Source organism: Arthrobacter sp. efr-133-TYG-120, from assembly GCF_030209785.1.
In the GTDB taxonomy this organism is placed as follows: domain Bacteria; phylum Actinomycetota; class Actinomycetes; order Actinomycetales; family Micrococcaceae; genus Arthrobacter.
Window position 1 is genome coordinate 71,922 of record NZ_JARVRI010000017.1, and the last position, 19,260, is coordinate 91,181.

Genomic DNA, 19,260 nt, shown 5'->3' on the forward strand with positions numbered 1-19,260 from the left:
AACGGACCTTTCCCGGCACACCGACAGCGACGCTCGCTCAGATATATGGCCCTTTCCCCTGACGCCCGCTCACATATATGGCCAAATGCGGCGACCCTCGCTCAGATCATCTGAGCGAGGGTCGCCGGAAAACACCCCAAAGGTGAGCGAGCGTCGGGAGGGGTGGGCGCTTAGGCCGCGGCCGAGGCCGGGATCAAGGCGGGTCGCGGTGTCAGTTGCTTCCGCGCCCAGCGGGCCAGCTTCTTGCCTTTGCCTTTCCACCAGCTGTCCTCGTCCTTGTCTTGGTGCCAGCGGAAGATGATCATCACAATCACGAAAACGCCCATTGCCACGTCGGCCCAATTCCATTGGATCGCCTTGGCCAGCACACTGACGCCCATGACGAGAATCGACGGCACTGCCAGGGTCTTGAAGATGGTGTTCGCGACATAGCGCCGATGCGACCGTGGCACGGACATGGCACGGACCATGTCGAAACACACGCAAACCACCACCATTGCCTGGCCCAGGTCCATCAAAATGAGCCCGGGCAGCGAACCGGCGAACATGGAAGCGGATTCCATCCCCGCGCTCAACGGACTGCCCCCCTCACCATGGGACGCGGAAAGGACACAACAGGATTGCAGGAAACACACATACGGATAACCCCCAGAGACCAGGAACTGCATTGAGACCAACTGGGTTCCATTCAATCTGGCGGCTCCGGGGCCGGTCACGAGTAGTGGGTACTCTACTTTGCGCGGCTGACTACTTGCCGGCGCGTGCAGTTACCCGGTCCGGGAACGGACCCACTACAGTCCCGGCCTAATACAGTGCGGGCGCGCCGGCCTGTGACGGTTCCTGGGGTTGGCCAGCCGGCAGCGCCACTGTGAAGGTGCTTCCACTACCGGGTTCGCTGCTGCAGGAGATGCTGCCTCCGTGGCGTTCCACGATGGACTTGGTAATGGACAGCCCGAGGCCGACGCCGGGTATCGCGGCTTGACGGGCAGCATTTGTCCTGAAGAACCGGGTGAAAATCCTGGCCGACTCGTCGGTGGTCATGCCCATTCCCGTGTCCTTCACTTCGAGCTGGACCCAACCGTCGTTCCGCTCGGCCCTGATGGTCACGAGTCCGCCACCGGGTGAATACTTGATCGCGTTGGATACCAGATTGTCCAAGGCCTGGCCCAGCCTCAAGGGGTCGGCGTTCGCCCACAGGGGTGCCGGAACGTCAGCGACGAGTCCCACGTGCGCGGCGTCGGCCTGCGCCCGAGCAGAAACCAGGCTGTTTTCGACCAACCCTGCCAAATCCGTGCGCCGCAGGTGCACGCTCTCTACTGCCGCGGCTGACGAGAGCAGGTCCTCCACCAAGGCTCGGAGCCGCTCGGCATTCCGCTCCGCAACTTCCAAGCCAAGCCTTGTTGCTGGTTGGAGCTCCTGGTCGCCGCGGAGCACAAGATCGATATTGCCCAGGATCGATGTCAGCGGCGAACCGAATTCGTGCGAAACGTTGGCAACCAGTTCGTCCTTGGCGGCGAGGGCATCGACAACATCCGTCACATCCTTGAAAACGATCACCGCACCACCAAACCCGTCGTCGAGCTCGCTTTTCATACCCCGCGCGGCGGTTGAGATGGCCCGTTGGCCGGTACCGGCGCCGAACCACAGCAGATAGTCGGAATATGTTTCCCCTTGAACGGCCCTCCGAACAGGGCCCTTTTCAAGTGGGACTGGCGTCCGCCGGTCCTGGCCGAAAACCAGCCAGTCTTGTTCCCCGGGTCCCCGCGAGCCTTCCGCGGGCATTGCCATCTTTATGAATGCATTTTGTTGGTTGTTGATCAGGAGTGTTTCGCCCTTCGAATCGACGGCGACAATTCCGACGTCGATCGTGTCCAGGATTGTCTTGAACAGCGTTTCCCGCTCCCTGCTCGCGGCCAACAATTGCCGCAGGGCCTGATCCCGCTGGCTTACCCGCCGTTGCTGCAGACGGGCATTTGAGCCGGCCAGACGAATGGAGACTGCCATTGCAAACATCATGAGGGGCAAAAGCAGTACTGAAGAAATGTCTGACGACGTAGGACGGGGCATGTGCGAAATGACCGGCGGAATCGCGATGAGGAAAGGACCCACAAAGCTGAGGATCAGGCTTGTCCTGGAAAGCATGCCCGAGGCAGACAACCAGATCACGGGAAAGATAGCCAACGTGATGAGGCCCGGTACCGCGCTGAAGGCGCCGTTTCGAGTGAACCACAGGGCAACAAAATCCAAAATAGGGATTGCCAGGCCCGCGCTTGGCGACAATCTCTCCCAGGGAACCAGCAGACAGCCCAGGAACAGGATGCCGTGGAGGACGACTCCGGTGACGAACAACCAATTTTGGATTAAGCCTGGCCAAAGGGTTGGGGCTGCGATCGCCAAGCCCGCGATGATAAGCGTTAGCGGCAATTCACAGACAGCCAGGCGGGCGCGAGGCGTGAGTTTCCTGAAGAAACGGGCGGCCGCGCGGAAAAATGGCTGCTCACTCAAAGTCGAGACCCTTCGTTGGAGATTCGCGAACCAATTACTGCTCCACGCGATTCCCGAAGGAACCGCGCAGAGCCCACTTTTCCCCCCAAGGAACCACAATACGACGCCCCGAACGATCCAACTGGAAGTTCGGAGCAGCGCTTAATCCACATATTAGATGCCAGATGGCTTCAATGCTTGTATCGTGAGTATTTGGGTGGCATTTACCGCATTGCGCTGGGCTGTGCGGCGATGTGCACCCACAAGGATGTCCAATGAGCGAGCCTGGGGTAGCTGTAGTCATTGAGGATGACGAAGATGTACGAAATCTGGTTGACGCCATCCTCAAAGAAGCTGGATTTGTGGTGCATTCTGCCGCCACCGGACGCGAAGGGGTGGAGGTCGTACGGGACCACCACGCCTCGGTGGTGACACTCGACGTCGGGCTTCCGGATATGGACGGCCACGAGGTCCTGCGTCGGATTCGGCAATTCAGCGACGCATATGTCGTGATGCTGACGGCCAGGCGCGACGAGCCGGACACGTTGACGGCATTCCTGACCGGCGCGGACGACTACGTCAAGAAACCGTTCTTGCCCCGTGAATTGAGGGCCAGAGTCACCGCCATGATGCGGCGGCCTCGCGCGGAGGGCAGGCTTGCGGAGGGCAGGCTTGCGTTGCCGGAGGAAGGTCGCGTGGGTTACGTGCCCGACGGCGGTGCGGCCGGCGGCGGTGGTTCGGCCGGGACCGGAGGGCCAGACGGAGCGGTGATTCGGCACAACGGCTTGGCCCTGAACTACAAGTCACGCATGGTGACGCTTCAAGGTTCAGTCCTGACCCTGACACGAAGCGAGTTCGATCTTCTCTACGACCTGATTCGGGCCAAGGGCGAGGTGCGGACGCGCGCTGACCTTGTGAGGGCGGCCCGCGGAGACTACTACGACGACGATGCGTACATCAGCGACGCCGACGAACGGGCTGTTGAGACCCACATCGGCAACCTCCGCCGAAAGCTCCGTGAAGATCCACAATCGCCGCGATTTCTACAGACCGTCCGGGGAGTCGGGTATCGCCTGACACCGAAAAGGTCAGATTGAGCCGGCGAAGGTCAATCGTTCCGGAGTACGTAGCTGTCCTTTAGTTCCTGGACCGTCAGATGCCCGCATTCCGCAACTTCCTTGAGGAGGGGCCGAGCCTCCCGCAATTCACTTTTTCGAATGCGTTCCTCCAGTTGCGCTGCAAGCACCGCGAGGCGAACACCGCCAACCATAATTGACGAGGTTCGGAGGCTTAGGACCGCGTTCAGGGCCGCGGCCACGTCGCCGCGCTCGACGGCGGTAGCCAGGATTTCGTATCGCTTAACCCAGAGTTTTGCGAAGTCGCCGGCAAACGTGCGTGCGATCAGCGGATTGTCCACTTGGTCTTCCAGGAGTTGGAATTCCGCGAGATCCAGTATGGGATGTTCGGCCAGCGGGACGATGGGCAGCCCAGTAGAGTCGTCGACTGAGCCGGGATGGCTCGGATCTGAATCCTCGTTGACCTCGCTGGAACCTGAACTGAACATAGCCCAATGCTACTTTCTGAATTTCCGGAAAAACCGAACTTATGGCTATCTTAAGGAAATCTTAGGCCTTTCTTGATTTAGACCCCTTTCATCCGGTCTAACAATTCGGAGAATGTGATATTGCGCTCAGCCTCCGCTGAACGTGGTTATGGTGTTGATGACGGCCGGACCCAGGATCGCAATGAACAGCACCGGGAAGATGAAGAACAGAAGAGGGAAGAGGATCATGACCGGAAGCTTCATTGCCTTTTCTTCGGCGCGTTGGCGGCGCTTCACCCGCATCACCTTTGCCTGGACCCGCAGGACCCGGCTGATCGCAATACCGTATGTGTCCGCCTGGATTACGGCCTGCACGAAGCTTCGGAGCTCAGGAACGTTGGTACGCTCGGCCAGTGCCAGATAGGACTCGCGGCGGCTCCGTCCAACTTGCATGTCCTGCAGTGTCCGCACCAACTCCTCAGCCAGCGGCCCCTTCCCGTTTTCCCCGGCGCGGGCCAATGCTCCTTCGAAACCTAGGCCCGCCTCGACCGATATCAGCATTTGGTCCATGGTATTTGCGAGTTCCAATTGCAAGGCTTTTTGACGCTCTTGTCCTTTGCTGTAGAGCAAAAGATCCGGAATGAAGTAACCAAGCAATACAACAAAAATCCCTACGAGCTTGATGATCCCACTCGAGCTGTTGGCACTGATGAATAGGCCCAAGAGCGCTCCGCATAATCCAAGGAAGGGCTTAGCCGCGAGGACGCGTCCCAAAGGGAGCGACGGCGGGCGGCCAGCCAGCGCGATCAGCCGATCCAGCTTCTGGACGTAGCTTCCAGGCGTCAGGCGGTAACCAATGTACTCGAGTGCGCCGCCACGATTTTGTGGACCGGCCTCGGCAACACTTTGACCCTGCGTCAAAAGCTCCTGGACGGCGCGCTGGGTTTTGCGGTCAACCGACAGGAACGACCAAGCCAGGTAGGCGACAGGCAGGGGAACCAACAGCAGTGAGAGGAGGAGAGAGGGATTCACGCGTCACCTCAAAATTTCAAGTCGATGATCTTGCGCATCCAGAGACCGCCAATGGTCATCAGGATGGCTGAACCCGCTATCATTCCCCAGCCGAGCGGATTGGAGAACATCACGTCCATGTAGCCGGGGTTGACAACCATAAGCATGGTCACGATGCCGAACGGAAGCGCCATCAGGATGTATCCGGAGAACTTTCCCTCCGCGGCCAAGGATTTGATATGTCCCTTGATCTCGCTGCGTTCACGTATGGTCTCGTTGACTTGGTCCAAGACCTCCGCGAGGTTTCCACCCACCTCGCGGTTGATTTGGATGGCCTGCGCGATCCACACAAAGTCCTCGCTCCGCATTCGCTCCGCTGCGTCGTTGAGCGAGGCCTGGAGATCGCGGCCAAGGCTTGTCTCGGTGATGATCCGGCGCATTTCCTCTGCAGTCGGGCTGGCCGATTCATTGGCCGCAGCGTCGATGGCGCGGAGGATGCTGTGTCCGGCCCTCAAGCCGCCGGACAGTAGTTGGAGGGTGTCGCCAAGCTGAGCGTCGAATTTCCCGCGCCTTTTGCCAGCCAGGGAACCGAGGATGAGCCGGGCAACGAAGGGTGCCGGGATGAAGAATAGGATGGCCACCCACGGGCCCCCGATCACCAGCCCGATCAAGGCACCCACGAGTGCACCCGCAATCACAAGGATGAAGAAATCCGCCTGGCTCATCCGCAGTCCGGCATTCTCCAGTTCTTCACGATTGAAGAGCCGCACGTTGCGCCTGGCCAGAACCCCGTGAAGTACCTCGGTGGCAGAACCTGCAAACCGCGTCAGCTGGGACCCCGAGCCTTCGTGATACGGACGCCTCCTATCGAACGGAACTTCCGGGGTTTTCGGCAAAATCACAGCCACCCCGAAAAACAGGATGGCTGAAAGCATCAAGGCCATTCCGATCATGAGCACCATGTTCCACTCACGTCCTTGCTGCTGTTGCAGTTGCCAGGGGAGCGGCAAATACCCCGGGAGAAACGCGGATGCCCAGGTCATCGAAGCGGTCGATGAACCGCGGACGGATACCCGTCGGGACGGGCCTTCCAAGAAACATCCCGTGGGCGTCAACACCAGCCGAGTAGTCGAAAACAAAGGCGTCCTGGAGAGTGACGATGTCGCCTTCCATCCCTTGAACCTCGGTGACGTGTGTGATTCGGCGCGTTCCGTCCCGCAAACGGGAGATCTGGATGATGAGATTCACGGCCGAGGCAATTTGCTCGCGGATTGCGCGCAGCGGCAGGTCCATGCCGGCCATGAGCACCAAGGTTTCAAGGCGTGCCACCGCATCGCGAGGGGAATTTGAGTGCACCGTTGAGAGTGAACCGTCGTGCCCGGTGTTCATCGCCTGCAGCATATCGAGGGACTCTCCGCCGCGGACCTCGCCGACGACGATCCTGTCCGGCCGCATACGGAGGGAGTTCCTGAGCAACTCCCTGATGGTCACTTCACCCTTGCCCTCGGTGTTTGGGGGCCTGCTCTCAAGCCTGACCACATGTTGCTGTTGGATCTGCAGTTCTACGGCGTCCTCAATCGTGACAATCCGGTTGTCCTCGGGGATGAAAGAAGACAGGACATTCAACAACGTGGTCTTACCCGTTCCGGTACCCCCGGAAACAATGATGTTCAGCTTCGCCTTGACGCAAGCGTTAAGGAGCTCAGCCATCTCGGGTGTGAGCGTGCCGAAGTCGATCAGGTTCCTGATGGTCAACGGTATTTTGCTGAATTTTCGGATGGTCAACGACGATCCGCCCACCGCGAGGGGAGGGATCACGGCATTGACGCGCGAGCCGTCTTCAAGTCGCGCGTCAACAAGAGGGGACGACTCGTCGATCCTGCGCCCCACCTTCGAAACAATGCGTTCGATGACCCTCCTGAGATGGTCCTCGGAGCTGAAGCCGGAATCCGTCAAGGTCAGCTTGCCTTTTCTTTCGACGTAAATCTGGTCCATCCTGTTGACCATGATTTCGGTAACGTCTGCATCGTCCAGCAATCGTTGAAGCGGCCCGTAGCCAAGGACGTCATCCGCCACGTCCGCCACGAGCCTGCTGCGTTCGTCCGCGGACAATGGAACCTGCTCGCCGTCGATGATCCGGATGAGCTCTTCCCGAGCAGTAGACCGCAACTCCTGTTCGCTGACGCTTGAGTCGTTGAACCTTGCCCCCAGTCGCTCGAACAGCGCCGTAGCGGCGCGCTGCTTGAGGGCAGCGAAAGCGTCCACCGGTTGCGGGGTCCTGAGCTTCGGCGAGTCAGGGACGTCGGACAGCTTGACTGACGTGTGGGGTTTTGCGGCACCGCTAGGCTTCCCGCCGGTAATTGGCCTTCCTTGCTGAGTGGACTCAGCGAACGTCGGTTTGGGCGAAGACGGCGTGTTTGCGACCCTCCGGCCGACAGACACCTCGACCTTGTCCTCGGCAGCATGCAGGCGTTCGGAAAGCTTCATTAGACCACTACCCTTCTGTGCAGTTTGCGCTGCGCCGTGGCACGCCACGTGGGATTGAACCGCTCCACAAGTTGCTTGAGCCCTTTGACGGCCGGATCCTTTACCGAGTCCTGGAGCACGGGAATGCCGCGATTTGTTGAGAATGCGACGGCTTTCGATCGAGGGATACTCACGTCAACCGGAGCACCGACGGTCGATTCGACGTCCTGGACCGACAGCCCCGACTTGGAATCAGCCATGTTGAGCACCACGTGCCGGGTTTCCGGCAGGAGGTTCAGCCTGCGGAGAATGTCCAGGCCGGAGCGAAGGCCGCGGACGCTAGGAACGTCCATGCCCGTCACCCAGACAGCGTCCGAGCATTGTTCGAGGGCAGCAAGCCCGATTTCGGGTAGTCCGGGTGCCGTGTCCACTACCACGTACTGGAACTCTTGGGCGAGCTGTTCGAGGAGCCTGCCCACCTGTTCCGGCGAGATCTCGTCTGCTTCAACGGGGTCCTTCGGCGCACACAAGGCATAAATGCTTGCCGGGTGGACCGTCAGGAAGGCCTTGAGTACCAAGGAATCCTGGCTGGCCGACGGCGTGACGGCGTCGGTAACAGTATGTTCCGGATTGAGGTAGAGCCCGGAGGCGACGTCACCGAATTGCAGGTCCAGGTCGACGATCACCACGCTCATGGGCGCGATCTTCCCCAGCCCCACGGCGATGTTTGTGGCGATGGTCGTCTTGCCCACGCCACCCTTGGGCGAAAAGACGCCGATCACCAAGCCCTTCGGGGAGCCCGATTGCTTGGGTTCCATGGTGCGCTGCCGGCTGGCGAAAGACTGGCATGCGCGCTCAAGCATGATCCGTATCTGGGCCACGTCCGCTGCCGGGCTCATGATGTCGCGAATACCGGACCGCATGGCCTGGAGCACGAAAGACGGATCCAATTCGCTCACAAGGATCACGCTCAGCTCCGGCAATTGCACATCGAAGACGGTAGCCAAGCGAAGGGCGTCCTCAACGGGAACGTCAGGTCCCAGAATCAGCACTTCGAGTTGTTCCTGATTGAGCGCGCCAAACAGCTCAGCAGGATCGGCAGGCAAAACGCTCGTGAAGAATGTCTGCACGCTTCCGGGCAGGCCACCCGCAACAGCTTGGCGCAGCCGTTGGTCAAAATCGGTATTGGGGGTTATCAGGACAAAACGGCTCACCTGTATACCCCGCTCTTCTGCATGACGGTGGGACCACTGTCTTTGGCATCCAACGGCTCTTTGCTGAGCCAGATCTTTTCGAACTCGGCGGCGAAGACAATCTTGGATGCGTCCACATCGCTCACTGCAACGGTGAGCATGAGGGAGCCCGTAGGAAGCGCGCTGTCTTTGGAGCCGGCCGCACCGGAACTCGGATTCGGCGTCGCCTGTGCACTCGCTGCCGGCTGCGGGGCGCGCTGCACCATGGTCACAAGAACCTTGTGAATCGCCAATTCAGTGGTTTCCTTGTCCGGCTTCGCCTCGATTCCACCATTCGCCATGGAGATGAAGATTCCGACGTGATCACCTGGAACCAGCAGTCCCCCGACTACCCGCTGGGGTTCCAGTTGAAAGGAGACCTCTTGAAGCCCTGCCGGCACCTTGACATCCCCCGGAGTCTTGAGTGCATCCGGGGCCACCAAACGTTCGGCCACCAAAGTCTCGCCAGGGACGAGGTCGACGGCGGCGACCTTGCCTGCCGAATCCCCGAGCGTGTGTAGCGCTGTCTTTGGCACGGCCGATCCCGGCATTTGCTGGGTAACGACGGAATCCTTCATGGCGTCCACGGAGGTGCCGGCCGGGATCGCGGCCTTGACAACCAACACGTCAACCGGAGCCAGGTTCTGGACAGCCCGCTGGTCCGCGCCCTGAGCGTAGGAGAAGACGAGAATCACCCCGACGACGGCCAGCAGTGCCGCTGCCGATCCGGCCAACAAGCGTGACTTCACTTACTACTCCTGTGCTCAATGAATGGATGAAAGCTAATTGGTGAGGCGGACAATGGTCGCCCCAAACGCGTCTACCGGGCCCAGCGAGTAGCCATCCGCCAGCGAAACGTACTTAACGAAACTCCCGATGATCCCGCGGCAGTTTCCGGTACATGCAAGAGCGTTGGAGACATCGGAATTCGTGTTGCGGAAGCTGTCGGGAAGACTGTTGTTGCCGCTGAACTTCCACCCGGTCACTTTGAATGCGGCGAAGGACACCAGATGGTAAACGGCGCCGCTTCCCGTACCTGTGACAGCGTCGAAGACCGGAAGCAGAACGACGACGTCCCGACCAGCGGTGATGGTATCTGCCCACTTTTGAAGGGTGGTTGCGCAGTTACCCGGTGTGCTGTTGCCCGGCGCGCTCCCGCCTTCACTCGCCGCGAGGTTTATGGTGCCGCCGCACACGCCGGGATCTTGGACAATCCAGCCAAATCCCCCGGCAACCGTGGCGCCTGAAGGGCCGTAATTGCAGCTGGGATTGGCACCGGAGCCATGATCCTGAAGAAGCTGGAGGGCTCCGCCGATGTATCCCTGCACCTGGCAGATGGAATATACGAGGGGAAAGGCGGTTCTACCAGCTACGGCGCTCCCCCACTGAACACTGGACGTGGTCACAACGTCGCTCGAGCTGAAGCCCAGGACGCGGGCGAAGAACAGCGAGACGGCGTTCGGCGCGCCGCCCGCCTGCTGGGCTCCGGCGGTCACGGTGACTTGCCGGTTCGTCAGATCCAAGCTGACGGACTTGATGTTGTTCAAACCGTCGATGGCGTTTTTGTTTGCGATGCTGCTTGCGATGGGAGACGTCGATGAGCAGTTCGGATCGCTCGTGTTGGCGGCGCACTTTTGTGCCACTGCGAGGGCCGCGGCGTCGGACCCGTTCTGGACCTGCGCCCTTTCCGAGTACAGCATTCCTACATCCACTGCCATGGCTGCAAAACCGAGCAGCACCACCAACATGAGCGCGACGAGGACCGCTACCGCTCCGCGTTCGCCGTCGCTCTCCTCGCCCCTCAGCCGCTGCATACCATGACTCCTACGCCTTGCATGGGAAAAGGCCCCGCGATTCCCGTGAGGGTGCTGAGGGTGTAGTTGATCGTCACGGACATTTGGGCGCCCGAGGTGCAGCTGGCGGGAGTGAAGACGAAATTCGTGTCCTGCAGTTTTGGATTCAGCGAGACGCCTGCGTTCTTAGCTGCTGTCTTTGCCGCCGTTTGATCATTCGAGATCGCCATAACCCGGACCGCTTCCCGGGCTGAATTTGAGAGCGATACCTGCGCGTTATAGGCCCTGCCGAATTCCATGATGCCCAGGAGCAGCATGACCAAGATTGGTGCCAGCAACGCGAATTCGACCGCCACGGCACCGCGCTCTGCTGCCCTGGCCATGAGAGTCTGCCTTTCGTGCTGTGGAGCCGCGTGCTGTTGAAACAAGAAGGGAGCCTCTAGAAAAAAGGGGTGTCGGTGGGTGGGATTTGAGCCCCACCCACCAAACTGGCTCCTGCGGTGACGGCTACTTCGAGCAACTGCCGGGAACTGCCGCCGTCGAACCGGATGCAGCGACGGTCCCGGTCCAAGCGCCGCCCTTGACGCTGCAAGCCGTGCTGTTGAAGGTCTCGACGAGATTCCCGCCGAGCAGTGACACAGCGACGATGATGACAACAGCGATGAGGGCAACCATGATGCCGTACTCGACGGCGGTGGCGCCGGTTTCGTCACGCTGCGCGCGAGACATGGATTTTAGGACGTTGGAAAGCACTGAATCTCCTAGCATGTATCGGCGAACGTTGCGGGGGGCGCATGCCCGGGCTAACGTCCAACCCTGAGTGGGGTGTACTTACTTGGAGCAGGAGCCGGCAACCGTAGCTGTGGCCGCCGTGTAGACGCCGCCCTTCACGCTACAAGCCGTGTTGCTGAAGGTCTCCTTCAGGTTTCCACCCAGCAGCGTGACAGCGACGATGATGACAACAGCAATGAGGGCGACCATGATGCCGTACTCGACGGCGGTCGCGCCGGTTTCGTCACGACGGATGCGGGACGCGGTGTTTGAGACCAGAGAAAACATGTGAAACTCCTGAGCGAGTTGGGGAATGTGGGCTGGTCCAGCACCAGCTCTCTAGCAACTTAGCAACGCCAAATACCCCGTGGAGCAGTCCTTGGGACTTCCTGTGTCAAGACTCGCGATCCTGCGCATTTCTTGGGGTAAACCTAGGGAAATCCTTGCGATCTTGGGCTTTCCTGCCGAGCCCGAGCAAAGGTGGGAAAGCAGCACAACCGCCCCGCCGCCGTCGGGCCCCACCCCCGAACCCTCGCTCGGATATATGGCCGAATCCCGGAACCCTCGCTCAGATATAAGCGAGCGAGCGTCCGCCGAAAACACCACATAAGTGAGCGAGCGTCCGAGGGGGCACAACCCAAAGGCGCCCCAACAGCACAACCGCCCCGCCGCCGTCGGGCCCCACCCCCGGACCCTCGCTCGGATATGTGGCCGAATCCCCGGACCCTCGCTCGGATATGTGGCCCCACCCCCGAACCCTCGCTCGGATATACGCGAGCGAGCGTCCGCCGAAAACACCCCAAAAGTGAGCGAGCGTCGGAGGGGGGCGCAACGCTAGGCGGGTGGGGGTTCGACGGTCACCGTGCCCGCGTCGCCGTCGACGGTGATTTGTTGGCCGCTCGTGAGCCGTTGGGTGGCGACTCCGGTGCCGAGCACGGCGGGGATGCCGTACTCCCGGGCCACGATGGAGCTGTGGCTCAACGGGCCGCCAACGTCCGTGACCACGGCGGAGGCCATCGCGAACAGCGAGGTCCACGCGGGAGTGGTGATACGGGCAACCAGGACCTCGCCAGGCGCCATCTGGCTGAAATCCTGGGGCCCGCCCAGCACACGCGCAGGAGCACTGACCCGGCCGGCACTGGCGCCGACTCCTTTGATGACGTCGCCCGCCTGGTCCTGGGAGCGTGCCGGCATCATCGATTCGAAAGCGCCCTTCATCCAACGGGTCTCCGGCAGCAGTTGCGGCGCGGCCGCCTTGGCCTGGCCACGCCAAAGCATCTTGCGCTCGTCGACGACGTCGGCGCGGACGGGGCGCGCCGCCCCGGTAATTGCCACGGCCACGGGTGCGGGCGGTTCCGTCGAGCCCGGCGGTTGCGGCGCGGCGAGGCCGAACTCGACGGCGCTTTGCAGCTCCTGTTGCCGCAGCCAGAACACGTCGGCGGGGCGGGCGATGACGCCTGAGTAGACCAGCCGTTGTCCGAGTTCGAGCAGCATCCGCCGGATCAGCGGCCAGGCGAGCCCGACGTCGGCGAGCGCGTCTTCGCGGATCGGTGCGGACTTCTGCGCCCACCGGAGCAGACGGATGAACGGCGCCCTACGACTCCGCCCGAGCCGGGTCCGTCCGAGCCGGGCGAGTATTCGCTCGGTTTGGTCCTCCCGCCGGGCGGCTGAGAGCCGCTGGCGCTCATGCGGATCGTTGCCTTGGCCCCGGAGGTAGAACTTCACCGTGTCCAATAGCGCCGAAGGATCGTCGGCCGGCACCGGGCTGGCGAAATCCAGGTTGTAGACCGCATGGCCGAAGCGATCGAGGTGGGCTTGGAAACGCGGACGCCATTGCTGCCAAAGGGCCGGGTCCATGCCGGCAGGCGGGAGCCAGTTTCTCTGCGACTCGGCCAGTGCGGCCGTCGATTGATTGAGGATTGCCGGGGCGAGCCCCTCGACTTCCCGTGCCCACGCGGCGAGGTCGTACAACGATTTCTCTGCCCGTATGGGTTCACTGTCGTAGCCGAGGAGGAACGTCTCCGCCGAAGGATCTCCAGCGCGTCGGATGAGTTTGTCGTAATACGCGCGGAAGGAAATTTCGCTCGTGGCGGCGATCGGTATGACGGACTCCACGGCCGTGTAGTACACGGTTCCGGCGTCGAGCAGCGTCCGGACACCCGCAATCAGCTCCTCTCCCGAAAGCTCCCCCAGGGACTTGGCGGACCAGTCCTCGAGCACCTGCTTATAGCGCGGATGCGAGAATTCCCTCCAGCCAGCCAAGCCCATGTGTGCCTTGCCACGAGCCAAGGCGACCACGGCGGGACCAACCTTGCCCATCACGCGCCACATCGCCGCGGTGCGGTAGTAGTAGTACGCGTACCCGTTGATAGTGGGCAGCCCGACGTCGCCGTCCCTGACCACTTCGCTCCCAACGGCCTCGTTCATCAGGGCCTTGAGGGACCTGGTCACCGAGCCGTCGATGAGGTCGGCGAACAGGGGCGAGAGCGGGTCCGGCAGTTGTTCCACGATGCTTGCCCGGAAGTAGAGCCCCTTCGGGTAGGGCAACGGCCAGGTGTCCGGGGTATCGGCTACGGGTTCAGGCAATGCCGTGATGGGTCGGGATTGCAGCATGAAGAAATTGCCGTCCGCCCGCGCCCATTCGATGTCCTGCGGAGTTCCGAAGTAGTCCGAAATCCTCGTTCCATAGCGGGCCAGCGCGGCGGCAGCCCCGTCGTCGAGCACGGCCCGGTTCCGAAGCGCCGCCGGGACCGGCTGCTCCGTAGTGCCTCCTTGGTCCGGCGCGACGTCGGCGCTGTCGGCGGCGCGGTCCGGGACGCCCTCGGCGTACACAGTCATGACTTCCTTGTCGGACGTCCGGCGCGAGAGCACGCGGCCGGTTCCAGCTTCCACAACAAGGTCATCCGTAGTGACGGTTCCACTGACCACGGACTCCCCCAGGCCCCACGCGGCACTGATGGCGATCTGGTCGCGTCGGCCGTTGGCAGGATTGGCGGTGAACATGACCCCGGCCGCCTCGGCCTCCACCATTCGCTGGACAACCACTGCGAGGCGTACATCGCCGGGCGCAATGCCTTCACGGTTCCGGTAGGCCATGGCCCGCGCCGTCCACAAGGAAGACCAGCAGTCGACGACGGCGGCATCCAGCGCTTCCGCCCCGCGGACGTTGAGGTAGGTTTCCTGTTGCCCGGCGAAACTGGCCGAGGCAAGGTCCTCGGCCGTGGCGGACGAGCGCACCGCAACCGGCGCGGAGCCGCCGTCGTCACCGTCGGGCCCGCCGCCCTCGCCGGGCCGCTCGCCGCCCTCGTCGCCGCCGTCGTCGCCGCGAAGGCCTTCATAAGCGGCGGCGAGCTCGTATGCGATGGCCGCAGGCATGGTCCCACCGGTGAAAAGGTCCCGGATCGCGGCCGAGGCGTCCTCGTAATCCTGGGGCGCGGCCTCCGGCGGGAGCGTCGCCAGTTCCTGGATGCGCGCCTGGATCCCGTTGGCATCCACGAAGGCCTCATACGCTGCGGTGGTCAGCACGAACCCGGGAGGGACCGGCAGCCCGGCGCGGACCAGGTTGCCCAGCCCGACGCCCTTGCCGCCCGCCACGGCGACGTCCGCTGCCTGGACATCGGCGAAGTTGAAGATGTAGGTCATGACCGTCGCTCCTTGTCGCGGAGACGCCCTCATCGAGCCTGACCCACAACATACTGCCACGCCGTTGGGCGCGAGGCGATGGCTGGGCCGGCCGGCTTCTTACTGGGGGCTCAACGCGCGTTTCACCGCCGCTTGGTCGCAGGCCTGGAGAACACGGATGAACTCGTCCATTGCTTCCGGCCCCGCGTCGGTGTCAGCCACGCGAACAAGGTGGGAGGCGAGGACTGCGACTTTGACGTTCGTCATGCTGCTGCAACCCGCCAGCAGTTTGAAGGCGGCCTCGGAGCTGAGGAGCAACCGCCCCATCAGGATGCCGCGTGCCTGATTGATGACGCCCCGCGTCGCATTGGCGCCCGCGACGGCGTCACGCGCCGCCTGCTCGGTTTCCCGCCGCAGCGTGGACGTCAGGTCCACCGTGGTCCCCTCGAGCGCGACGGTGCCCGAGGGGCCCCGTTGCGCATTCCCCGCCGTCAGGACCCTGCGGACATGTCCCTGCGCGTCGATGATCCGGTGGTAAATGCAGAAGTGTCCGCCCTCGCGGAATACCTGAGCCAGGATCTCCATGGCCCGCGGCCGGTCATCCGGGTGCTTGTGCGACATCAGCAGCTCGAGCGTGGGCACTACTTCCCCACGCTGGTAGCCGTGGAGATTGAAGAGCCCGTCGGACCATTCCGCTTTCCCGGTGAGCGGGTCAAAGAGGAAAGTTCCGGCCGGAAAGCCGGGGGCGCCCAGTGCACTCGAGTACGTATGAGGGCTGTCCAACATGGCGCAAAGACTCATTTCATAAGGTTGCTTATTAATTCAGCTAAGCGTACAGAATACAACGCGTACGACGGCGGTGCGCACCGCCTGCTCACGGCCCGCCGCAACCCGGGGCTTGGTTCCCGGCCGGGTGTTTGTAGCGCCCATGCAGGAAACCAGCCCCGGATATGCAAGAAACTACCACGTACGGGAAACAAGCCCCAGTATGCGTTCGAATCAGCAGCTAGTCCTTCACCACCACCTTGCCGACCATTCCAAAGTAGTCGTGGAGTGCGCAGATGTAGTCGTACACCCCTGCCTTGTTGAAGGTCACCGTGAACGTCACGCCCGGCGGCAAGATACCCGAATTGAGCTGCCCGCCCGTGTAATTCGTCGGATCGCCCAGCGGCGGGAACGGGTTGGCCGGCTCGGCACCGAAGGTCACCGTGTGCGGCTCGCCCATGCCGTTGTTCACGAAGCTCACGCTCTCGCCAACATGGATGACCACCTTTGGCTCGATGAACCGCATGACACTAGCCACGCCGTCGTCGGCTCCGGCAATCACGGTGTGGTTGTCCGCCTGGTCGCGGGCGTCGCTCCATAGCTGGTTGCCGTCACGGATGATGGCCCGTTCAGCCCGCTCTACCCGGTTGTTGTATTGCCCCTGGGTGTACGGGTAGTCCGTACCCTTGGCCCGCACGTGGACTGTGCCCTTCATGGCCGCGCCATGCACCAGGCAGTAGTACGTGAAATCGCCGGTATCCGGGAACTTCAAAGTGTAGGAACCGACTTCGGCGAACCCACTATTCGAGACGTTCGACATCACGCCGGAGTTGTAATAGGAGTGCCCGTCGTAGGAGGTGCCGCCCTGCGCGGATATATAGAGGGGACTGAATGGATCAAAGGGTTGCGTGGACTCGATGGTTTGCCCGGCGGCCAGGAACGTGACTGTATGTATTTCGGCCGCGTTGGCCTCCCAGGTGACCTTGTCACCCGCATTGATGTAGATGTTCTTCGGCAGGAAGGACATTCCCTGGATGGCCTGGTCCGACGATTCGGAGCCGACCTGGACGGTCCACGTCCTTGGGGATTTGCCAGTGTCCGCTGCCGCTGTGCCGCTGAGCGCGACCGGCAATACCAGGGCAAGGAGCAAAATCATGAGCGCCCGAAAGCGCGGCAATAAGAGGGGTTTTGGATGAGCAGTCATAAGACTCATTCCTTAGGAAAATCTTTGCTGACCGGCTGTTATTAGCCTGGAAATTTTGACGCGCCGGAGACCATGGCGTCGTTTGACGGTGACTCGGTTTCTTTTAATTCCCTATGAACTTCAGCTCGCAACTGCTGCCCGTCCCCCGCATACGGCGCGGCGCCACGGCGTTGGGGCCATGCAGGATCCTCCCTTGCTCGCAGGGATAACGTCCGGTTCCGTGGGCCAAGAGCCCCCCATTACGGAACCGAAAGGACACGGCAAAACCGGCCCATGTGAAGGCGAGAGATTTATCTCTCATCGTGCTACCAAGACGTTATTTTGTCGAGACACCAGGACTGCGCTCGGGCGATTTTTGTGGCCGAAATGAGGCCTTCCCTGCCGCGTTTTTAACCCACCTGGGTGATACGTTCCGGACATGAACGGACGACGGCGACTGTGGCTTGCGGCGGGACTGGCAGTTTTGCTGGCCCTGATGGTGGTTTTGGCCGCGGTCATCGCCGGATCCAACAAGACCCCGTCCTCCGCACCGTCCTCCTCAAGCCCCACCGCGACCCCCACGCCGTCGGCAACTCAAACACGTAAGCCAACCGCTGCCGCACCCGCCCCCGCACCTGCCCCGCCGACAATCCCGGAGCTTCCGGCGGCGCCAATGAACATCCTGGTGATCGGCAGTGACAGCCGTGAAAATGCCAAAGAGGAGAACAACCAGACCATCACAACAGGCCAGGCATCGGACCAACGTTCGGATTGCCTGATGCTGATCCACGTTCCGGCGGACCGGCACAAGGTCTACGGTATTTCGATCATGCGCGACAATTGGGTGGACATCCCCGGCTACGGCGCGTCAAAAGTAAATTCGGCCCTTGGTCTGGGAGGCACCCCCCTGGTGGTCCGTACGGTGGAATCGCTGCTCGGCGCCCATGTGGACCACACGGTCATGCTTGATTTCCACGGCTTCAAACTCCTGACGGATGCCTTAGGTGGTATCGACGTCAATGTCACGCTTCCGTTCACCTCCACTATTGAGACCCAGCATCAATTCGTGGCCGGCATCAACCACTTGGATGGACAGGCCGCCCTGGAGTTTGTCCGCGAGCGGCATGCCTTCGTCGACGGCGACTACCAGCGCGTCCGCGACCAGCAGACGTTCCTCCGCGCTCTCCTGGTCAAGCTTTCGGGAGGCGTGCAGAATCCTGCCAGCGTGCTGGGACTCGTCCAATTCGCAGCCAATGACCTCACCGTGGACGACGGCTTTGACCCGATGTCCGTCGCCATCCTGGCCTACGGACTCCGCACCGTGGATCCCACGGCATCAGTCTTCTTCACCTTGCCCACCGCGGGCACGGGTACTTCCCCGGACGGACAATCGATCGTTCTGCCGGATTACGCGGGGATCGGGGAAGTGGCCGCGGCGCTGCGGGACGACACCCTCCCGCAGTATGTGGCAGCCCACGGTTACTGAGGCAACGCGGGCTACTCGTTTCCACTACTGGGAGGCAGCAATGCATTTGCCTCCCACCACTCGAAAACTACTTGATCGAATCTTTAACCAAACTTCGAGAAAAGCTTGCGGGAACCTTGCGGCTTCCTAAAAAACCTGCCCGAAAGTAGAGGACATCGGACAGCAAAGTCCCGGTCTCACGGGCTTCAAGAAACGGAAAACGATCATGGGTCTCAACCTGAAAACCACCACCGGCAAAGTCATCGCATCCCTGGCCCTGGTCGGCACTGCTGCCGGCGTGGCAGGACTGGGAACCTACGGCGCCTTCACCTCCAGCACCTCCGCCAGCAACACCGTCGCCTCCGGCATCGTGAACATCGCCCTCGGCGCCACCGGCACCACCAACCGCCTCAGCGTCGCCGCCTCCGGCCTGGTCCCCGGCGACACCGTCCAACGCGTCGCCACCCTGACCAACGCCACCGGAAACCAGAACCTCTCCGCGATCACCCTCACCACCGCCGCCTCCCCGACCTCCCTGCTGGACACCAACACCACCATGGGCCTGCAGGTCACCGTCGATAACTGCTCCACCGCCTGGACCGAAGCCGGCACCGCCCCCGCCTACACCTACACCTGCTCCGGCACCACCACCAGCGTCCTCGCCTCCCGCCCCGTCATCGGCGCCAACCTCACCCTGGCCAACCTCACCTCGGTCACCGCCGGACACACCGACAACCTCCGCGTCACCCTCACCCTGCCCTCCACCGCAGACAACACCCTCCAGAACCAGAGCAGCACCATCGCCTTCAACTTCACCGGCACCCAGCGCACCGCCACCAACCAGTAACACCCCCACCCAGCCAGCCCTCCGCCGTCGAGCCCCCCATGCAAACGACGGCGGAGGGCCTTCCACAAGAACGGAGACC

General features: G+C 61.9%; 18 protein-coding genes. 3 read left to right on the forward strand and 15 right to left on the reverse strand.

Annotation, left to right across the window (positions count from 1 at the left end; translation table 11 throughout):
- Positions 1 to 170: 170 nt before the first annotated feature.
- Both QRN51_RS11770 and QRN51_RS11775 read right to left on the reverse strand, forming a co-directional pair.
- A complete protein-coding gene (locus tag QRN51_RS11770) occupies positions 171 to 563 on the reverse strand; it encodes a hypothetical protein (protein ID WP_284990028.1) in 393 nt (130 codons plus the stop codon).
- A gap of 241 nt (positions 564 to 804) precedes the next feature.
- Positions 805 to 2,349: a sensor histidine kinase gene (locus QRN51_RS11775; protein ID WP_284990029.1), complete on the reverse strand. Its 1,545-nt coding sequence runs from the start codon at positions 2,347 to 2,349 to the stop codon at positions 805 to 807.
- Positions 2,350 to 2,759: 410 nt separating this feature from the next.
- On the opposite strand from QRN51_RS11775, the gene QRN51_RS11780 reads away from it, so the two are divergent.
- Positions 2,760 to 3,581 carry a response regulator transcription factor gene (locus QRN51_RS11780; RefSeq protein ID WP_284990030.1) on the forward strand — a complete coding sequence of 274 codons (822 nt, stop codon included), beginning with the start codon at positions 2,760 to 2,762 and terminating at the stop codon, positions 3,579 to 3,581.
- Positions 3,582 to 3,592: 11 nt separating this feature from the next.
- On the opposite strand, the gene QRN51_RS11785 is transcribed toward QRN51_RS11780, so the two are convergent.
- From QRN51_RS11785 to QRN51_RS11845, 13 genes are all read right to left on the reverse strand, one after another.
- Positions 3,593 to 4,048: an Hpt domain-containing protein gene (locus QRN51_RS11785; RefSeq protein ID WP_284990031.1), complete on the reverse strand. Its 456-nt coding sequence runs from the start codon at positions 4,046 to 4,048 to the stop codon at positions 3,593 to 3,595.
- Between the two features lie 126 nt (positions 4,049 to 4,174).
- On the reverse strand, positions 4,175 to 5,059 hold the full coding sequence (locus QRN51_RS11790) for a type II secretion system F family protein (RefSeq protein ID WP_284990032.1): 885 nt from the start codon (positions 5,057 to 5,059) through the stop codon (positions 4,175 to 4,177).
- Between the two features lie 8 nt (positions 5,060 to 5,067).
- Entirely contained in the window at positions 5,068 to 6,000 is a 933-nt protein-coding gene (locus tag QRN51_RS11795) for a type II secretion system F family protein (protein WP_284990033.1), read from the reverse strand.
- A 7-nt stretch (positions 6,001 to 6,007) separates the two neighbouring features.
- Positions 6,008 to 7,525: a TadA family conjugal transfer-associated ATPase gene (locus tag QRN51_RS11800; protein WP_284990034.1), complete on the reverse strand. Its 1,518-nt coding sequence runs from the start codon at positions 7,523 to 7,525 to the stop codon at positions 6,008 to 6,010.
- The gene (locus QRN51_RS11805; protein ID WP_284990035.1) at positions 7,525 to 8,718 is read right to left on the reverse strand and encodes a CpaE/TadZ family protein; all 1,194 of its coding nucleotides are present in this window, start codon (positions 8,716 to 8,718) and stop codon (positions 7,525 to 7,527) included. Before QRN51_RS11805 ends, QRN51_RS11800 begins: the two co-directional genes overlap by 1 nt.
- Positions 8,715 to 9,485 (reverse strand): Flp pilus assembly protein CpaB, encoded by a 771-nt coding sequence (gene cpaB, locus QRN51_RS11810; RefSeq protein ID WP_284990036.1) that lies wholly within the window; start codon positions 9,483 to 9,485, stop codon positions 8,715 to 8,717. The genes QRN51_RS11805 and cpaB overlap by 4 nt, the downstream gene beginning before the upstream one ends.
- Before the next feature lie 33 nt (positions 9,486 to 9,518).
- On the reverse strand, positions 9,519 to 10,550 hold the full coding sequence (locus QRN51_RS11815; RefSeq protein ID WP_284990037.1) for a Tad domain-containing protein: 1,032 nt from the start codon (positions 10,548 to 10,550) through the stop codon (positions 9,519 to 9,521).
- Entirely contained in the window at positions 10,538 to 10,912 is a 375-nt protein-coding gene (locus tag QRN51_RS11820) for a TadE/TadG family type IV pilus assembly protein (protein ID WP_284990038.1), read from the reverse strand. Before QRN51_RS11820 ends, QRN51_RS11815 begins: the two co-directional genes overlap by 13 nt.
- A gap of 124 nt (positions 10,913 to 11,036) precedes the next feature.
- Positions 11,037 to 11,282, reverse strand: coding sequence for a Flp family type IVb pilin (locus tag QRN51_RS11825; protein ID WP_284990039.1), 246 nt, complete (start codon positions 11,280 to 11,282; stop codon positions 11,037 to 11,039).
- A 78-nt stretch (positions 11,283 to 11,360) separates the two neighbouring features.
- Positions 11,361 to 11,588 carry a Flp family type IVb pilin gene (locus tag QRN51_RS11830; protein ID WP_284990040.1) on the reverse strand — a complete coding sequence of 76 codons (228 nt, stop codon included), beginning with the start codon at positions 11,586 to 11,588 and terminating at the stop codon, positions 11,361 to 11,363.
- 546 nt (positions 11,589 to 12,134) lie between these two features.
- Positions 12,135 to 14,942: a PEP/pyruvate-binding domain-containing protein gene (locus QRN51_RS11835; RefSeq protein ID WP_284990041.1), complete on the reverse strand. Its 2,808-nt coding sequence runs from the start codon at positions 14,940 to 14,942 to the stop codon at positions 12,135 to 12,137.
- Positions 14,943 to 15,041: 99 nt separating this feature from the next.
- A complete protein-coding gene (locus tag QRN51_RS11840; protein ID WP_284990042.1) occupies positions 15,042 to 15,707 on the reverse strand; it encodes a PAS and ANTAR domain-containing protein in 666 nt (221 codons plus the stop codon).
- A gap of 220 nt (positions 15,708 to 15,927) precedes the next feature.
- Positions 15,928 to 16,890, reverse strand: a complete 963-nt coding sequence (locus tag QRN51_RS11845; RefSeq protein WP_284990043.1) for a plastocyanin/azurin family copper-binding protein — start codon at positions 16,888 to 16,890, stop codon at positions 15,928 to 15,930.
- Between the two features lie 418 nt (positions 16,891 to 17,308).
- Here QRN51_RS11845 and QRN51_RS11850 point away from each other — a divergent pair, with 418 nt between their 5' ends.
- Both QRN51_RS11850 and QRN51_RS11855 read left to right on the forward strand, forming a co-directional pair.
- Positions 17,309 to 18,355 carry an LCP family protein gene (locus tag QRN51_RS11850; protein ID WP_284990044.1) on the forward strand — a complete coding sequence of 349 codons (1,047 nt, stop codon included), beginning with the start codon at positions 17,309 to 17,311 and terminating at the stop codon, positions 18,353 to 18,355.
- Between the two features lie 205 nt (positions 18,356 to 18,560).
- A complete protein-coding gene (locus QRN51_RS11855) occupies positions 18,561 to 19,181 on the forward strand; it encodes a TasA family protein (RefSeq protein ID WP_284990045.1) in 621 nt (206 codons plus the stop codon).
- The last annotated feature ends 79 nt before the right edge of the window (positions 19,182 to 19,260 follow it).

Bases quoted from the DNA above. Each gene is read 5' to 3' on its own strand.
- QRN51_RS11830 (WP_284990040.1), bottom strand. From the start codon at position 11,588: ATGTTTTCTCTGGTCTCAAACACCGCGTCCCGCATCCGTCGTGACGAA.
- QRN51_RS11845 (WP_284990043.1), bottom strand. From the start codon at position 16,890: ATGACTGCTCATCCAAAACCCCTCTTATTGCCGCGCTTTCGGGCGCTC.
- QRN51_RS11840 (WP_284990042.1), bottom strand. From the start codon at position 15,707: ATGTTGGACAGCCCTCATACGTACTCGAGTGCACTGGGCGCCCCCGGC.
- QRN51_RS11835 (WP_284990041.1), bottom strand. From the start codon at position 14,942: ATGACCTACATCTTCAACTTCGCCGATGTCCAGGCAGCGGACGTCGCC.
- QRN51_RS11785 (WP_284990031.1), bottom strand. From the start codon at position 4,048: ATGTTCAGTTCAGGTTCCAGCGAGGTCAACGAGGATTCAGATCCGAGC.
- QRN51_RS11800 (WP_284990034.1), bottom strand. From the start codon at position 7,525: ATGAAGCTTTCCGAACGCCTGCATGCTGCCGAGGACAAGGTCGAGGTG.
- QRN51_RS11850 (WP_284990044.1), top strand. From the start codon at position 17,309: ATGAACGGACGACGGCGACTGTGGCTTGCGGCGGGACTGGCAGTTTTG.
- QRN51_RS11815 (WP_284990037.1), bottom strand. From the start codon at position 10,550: ATGCAGCGGCTGAGGGGCGAGGAGAGCGACGGCGAACGCGGAGCGGTA.
- QRN51_RS11770 (WP_284990028.1), bottom strand. From the start codon at position 563: ATGGAATCCGCTTCCATGTTCGCCGGTTCGCTGCCCGGGCTCATTTTG.
- QRN51_RS11780 (WP_284990030.1), top strand. From the start codon at position 2,760: ATGAGCGAGCCTGGGGTAGCTGTAGTCATTGAGGATGACGAAGATGTA.
- QRN51_RS11795 (WP_284990033.1), bottom strand. From the start codon at position 6,000: ATGGTGCTCATGATCGGAATGGCCTTGATGCTTTCAGCCATCCTGTTT.
- QRN51_RS11855 (WP_284990045.1), top strand. From the start codon at position 18,561: ATGGGTCTCAACCTGAAAACCACCACCGGCAAAGTCATCGCATCCCTG.
- QRN51_RS11820 (WP_284990038.1), bottom strand. From the start codon at position 10,912: ATGGCCAGGGCAGCAGAGCGCGGTGCCGTGGCGGTCGAATTCGCGTTG.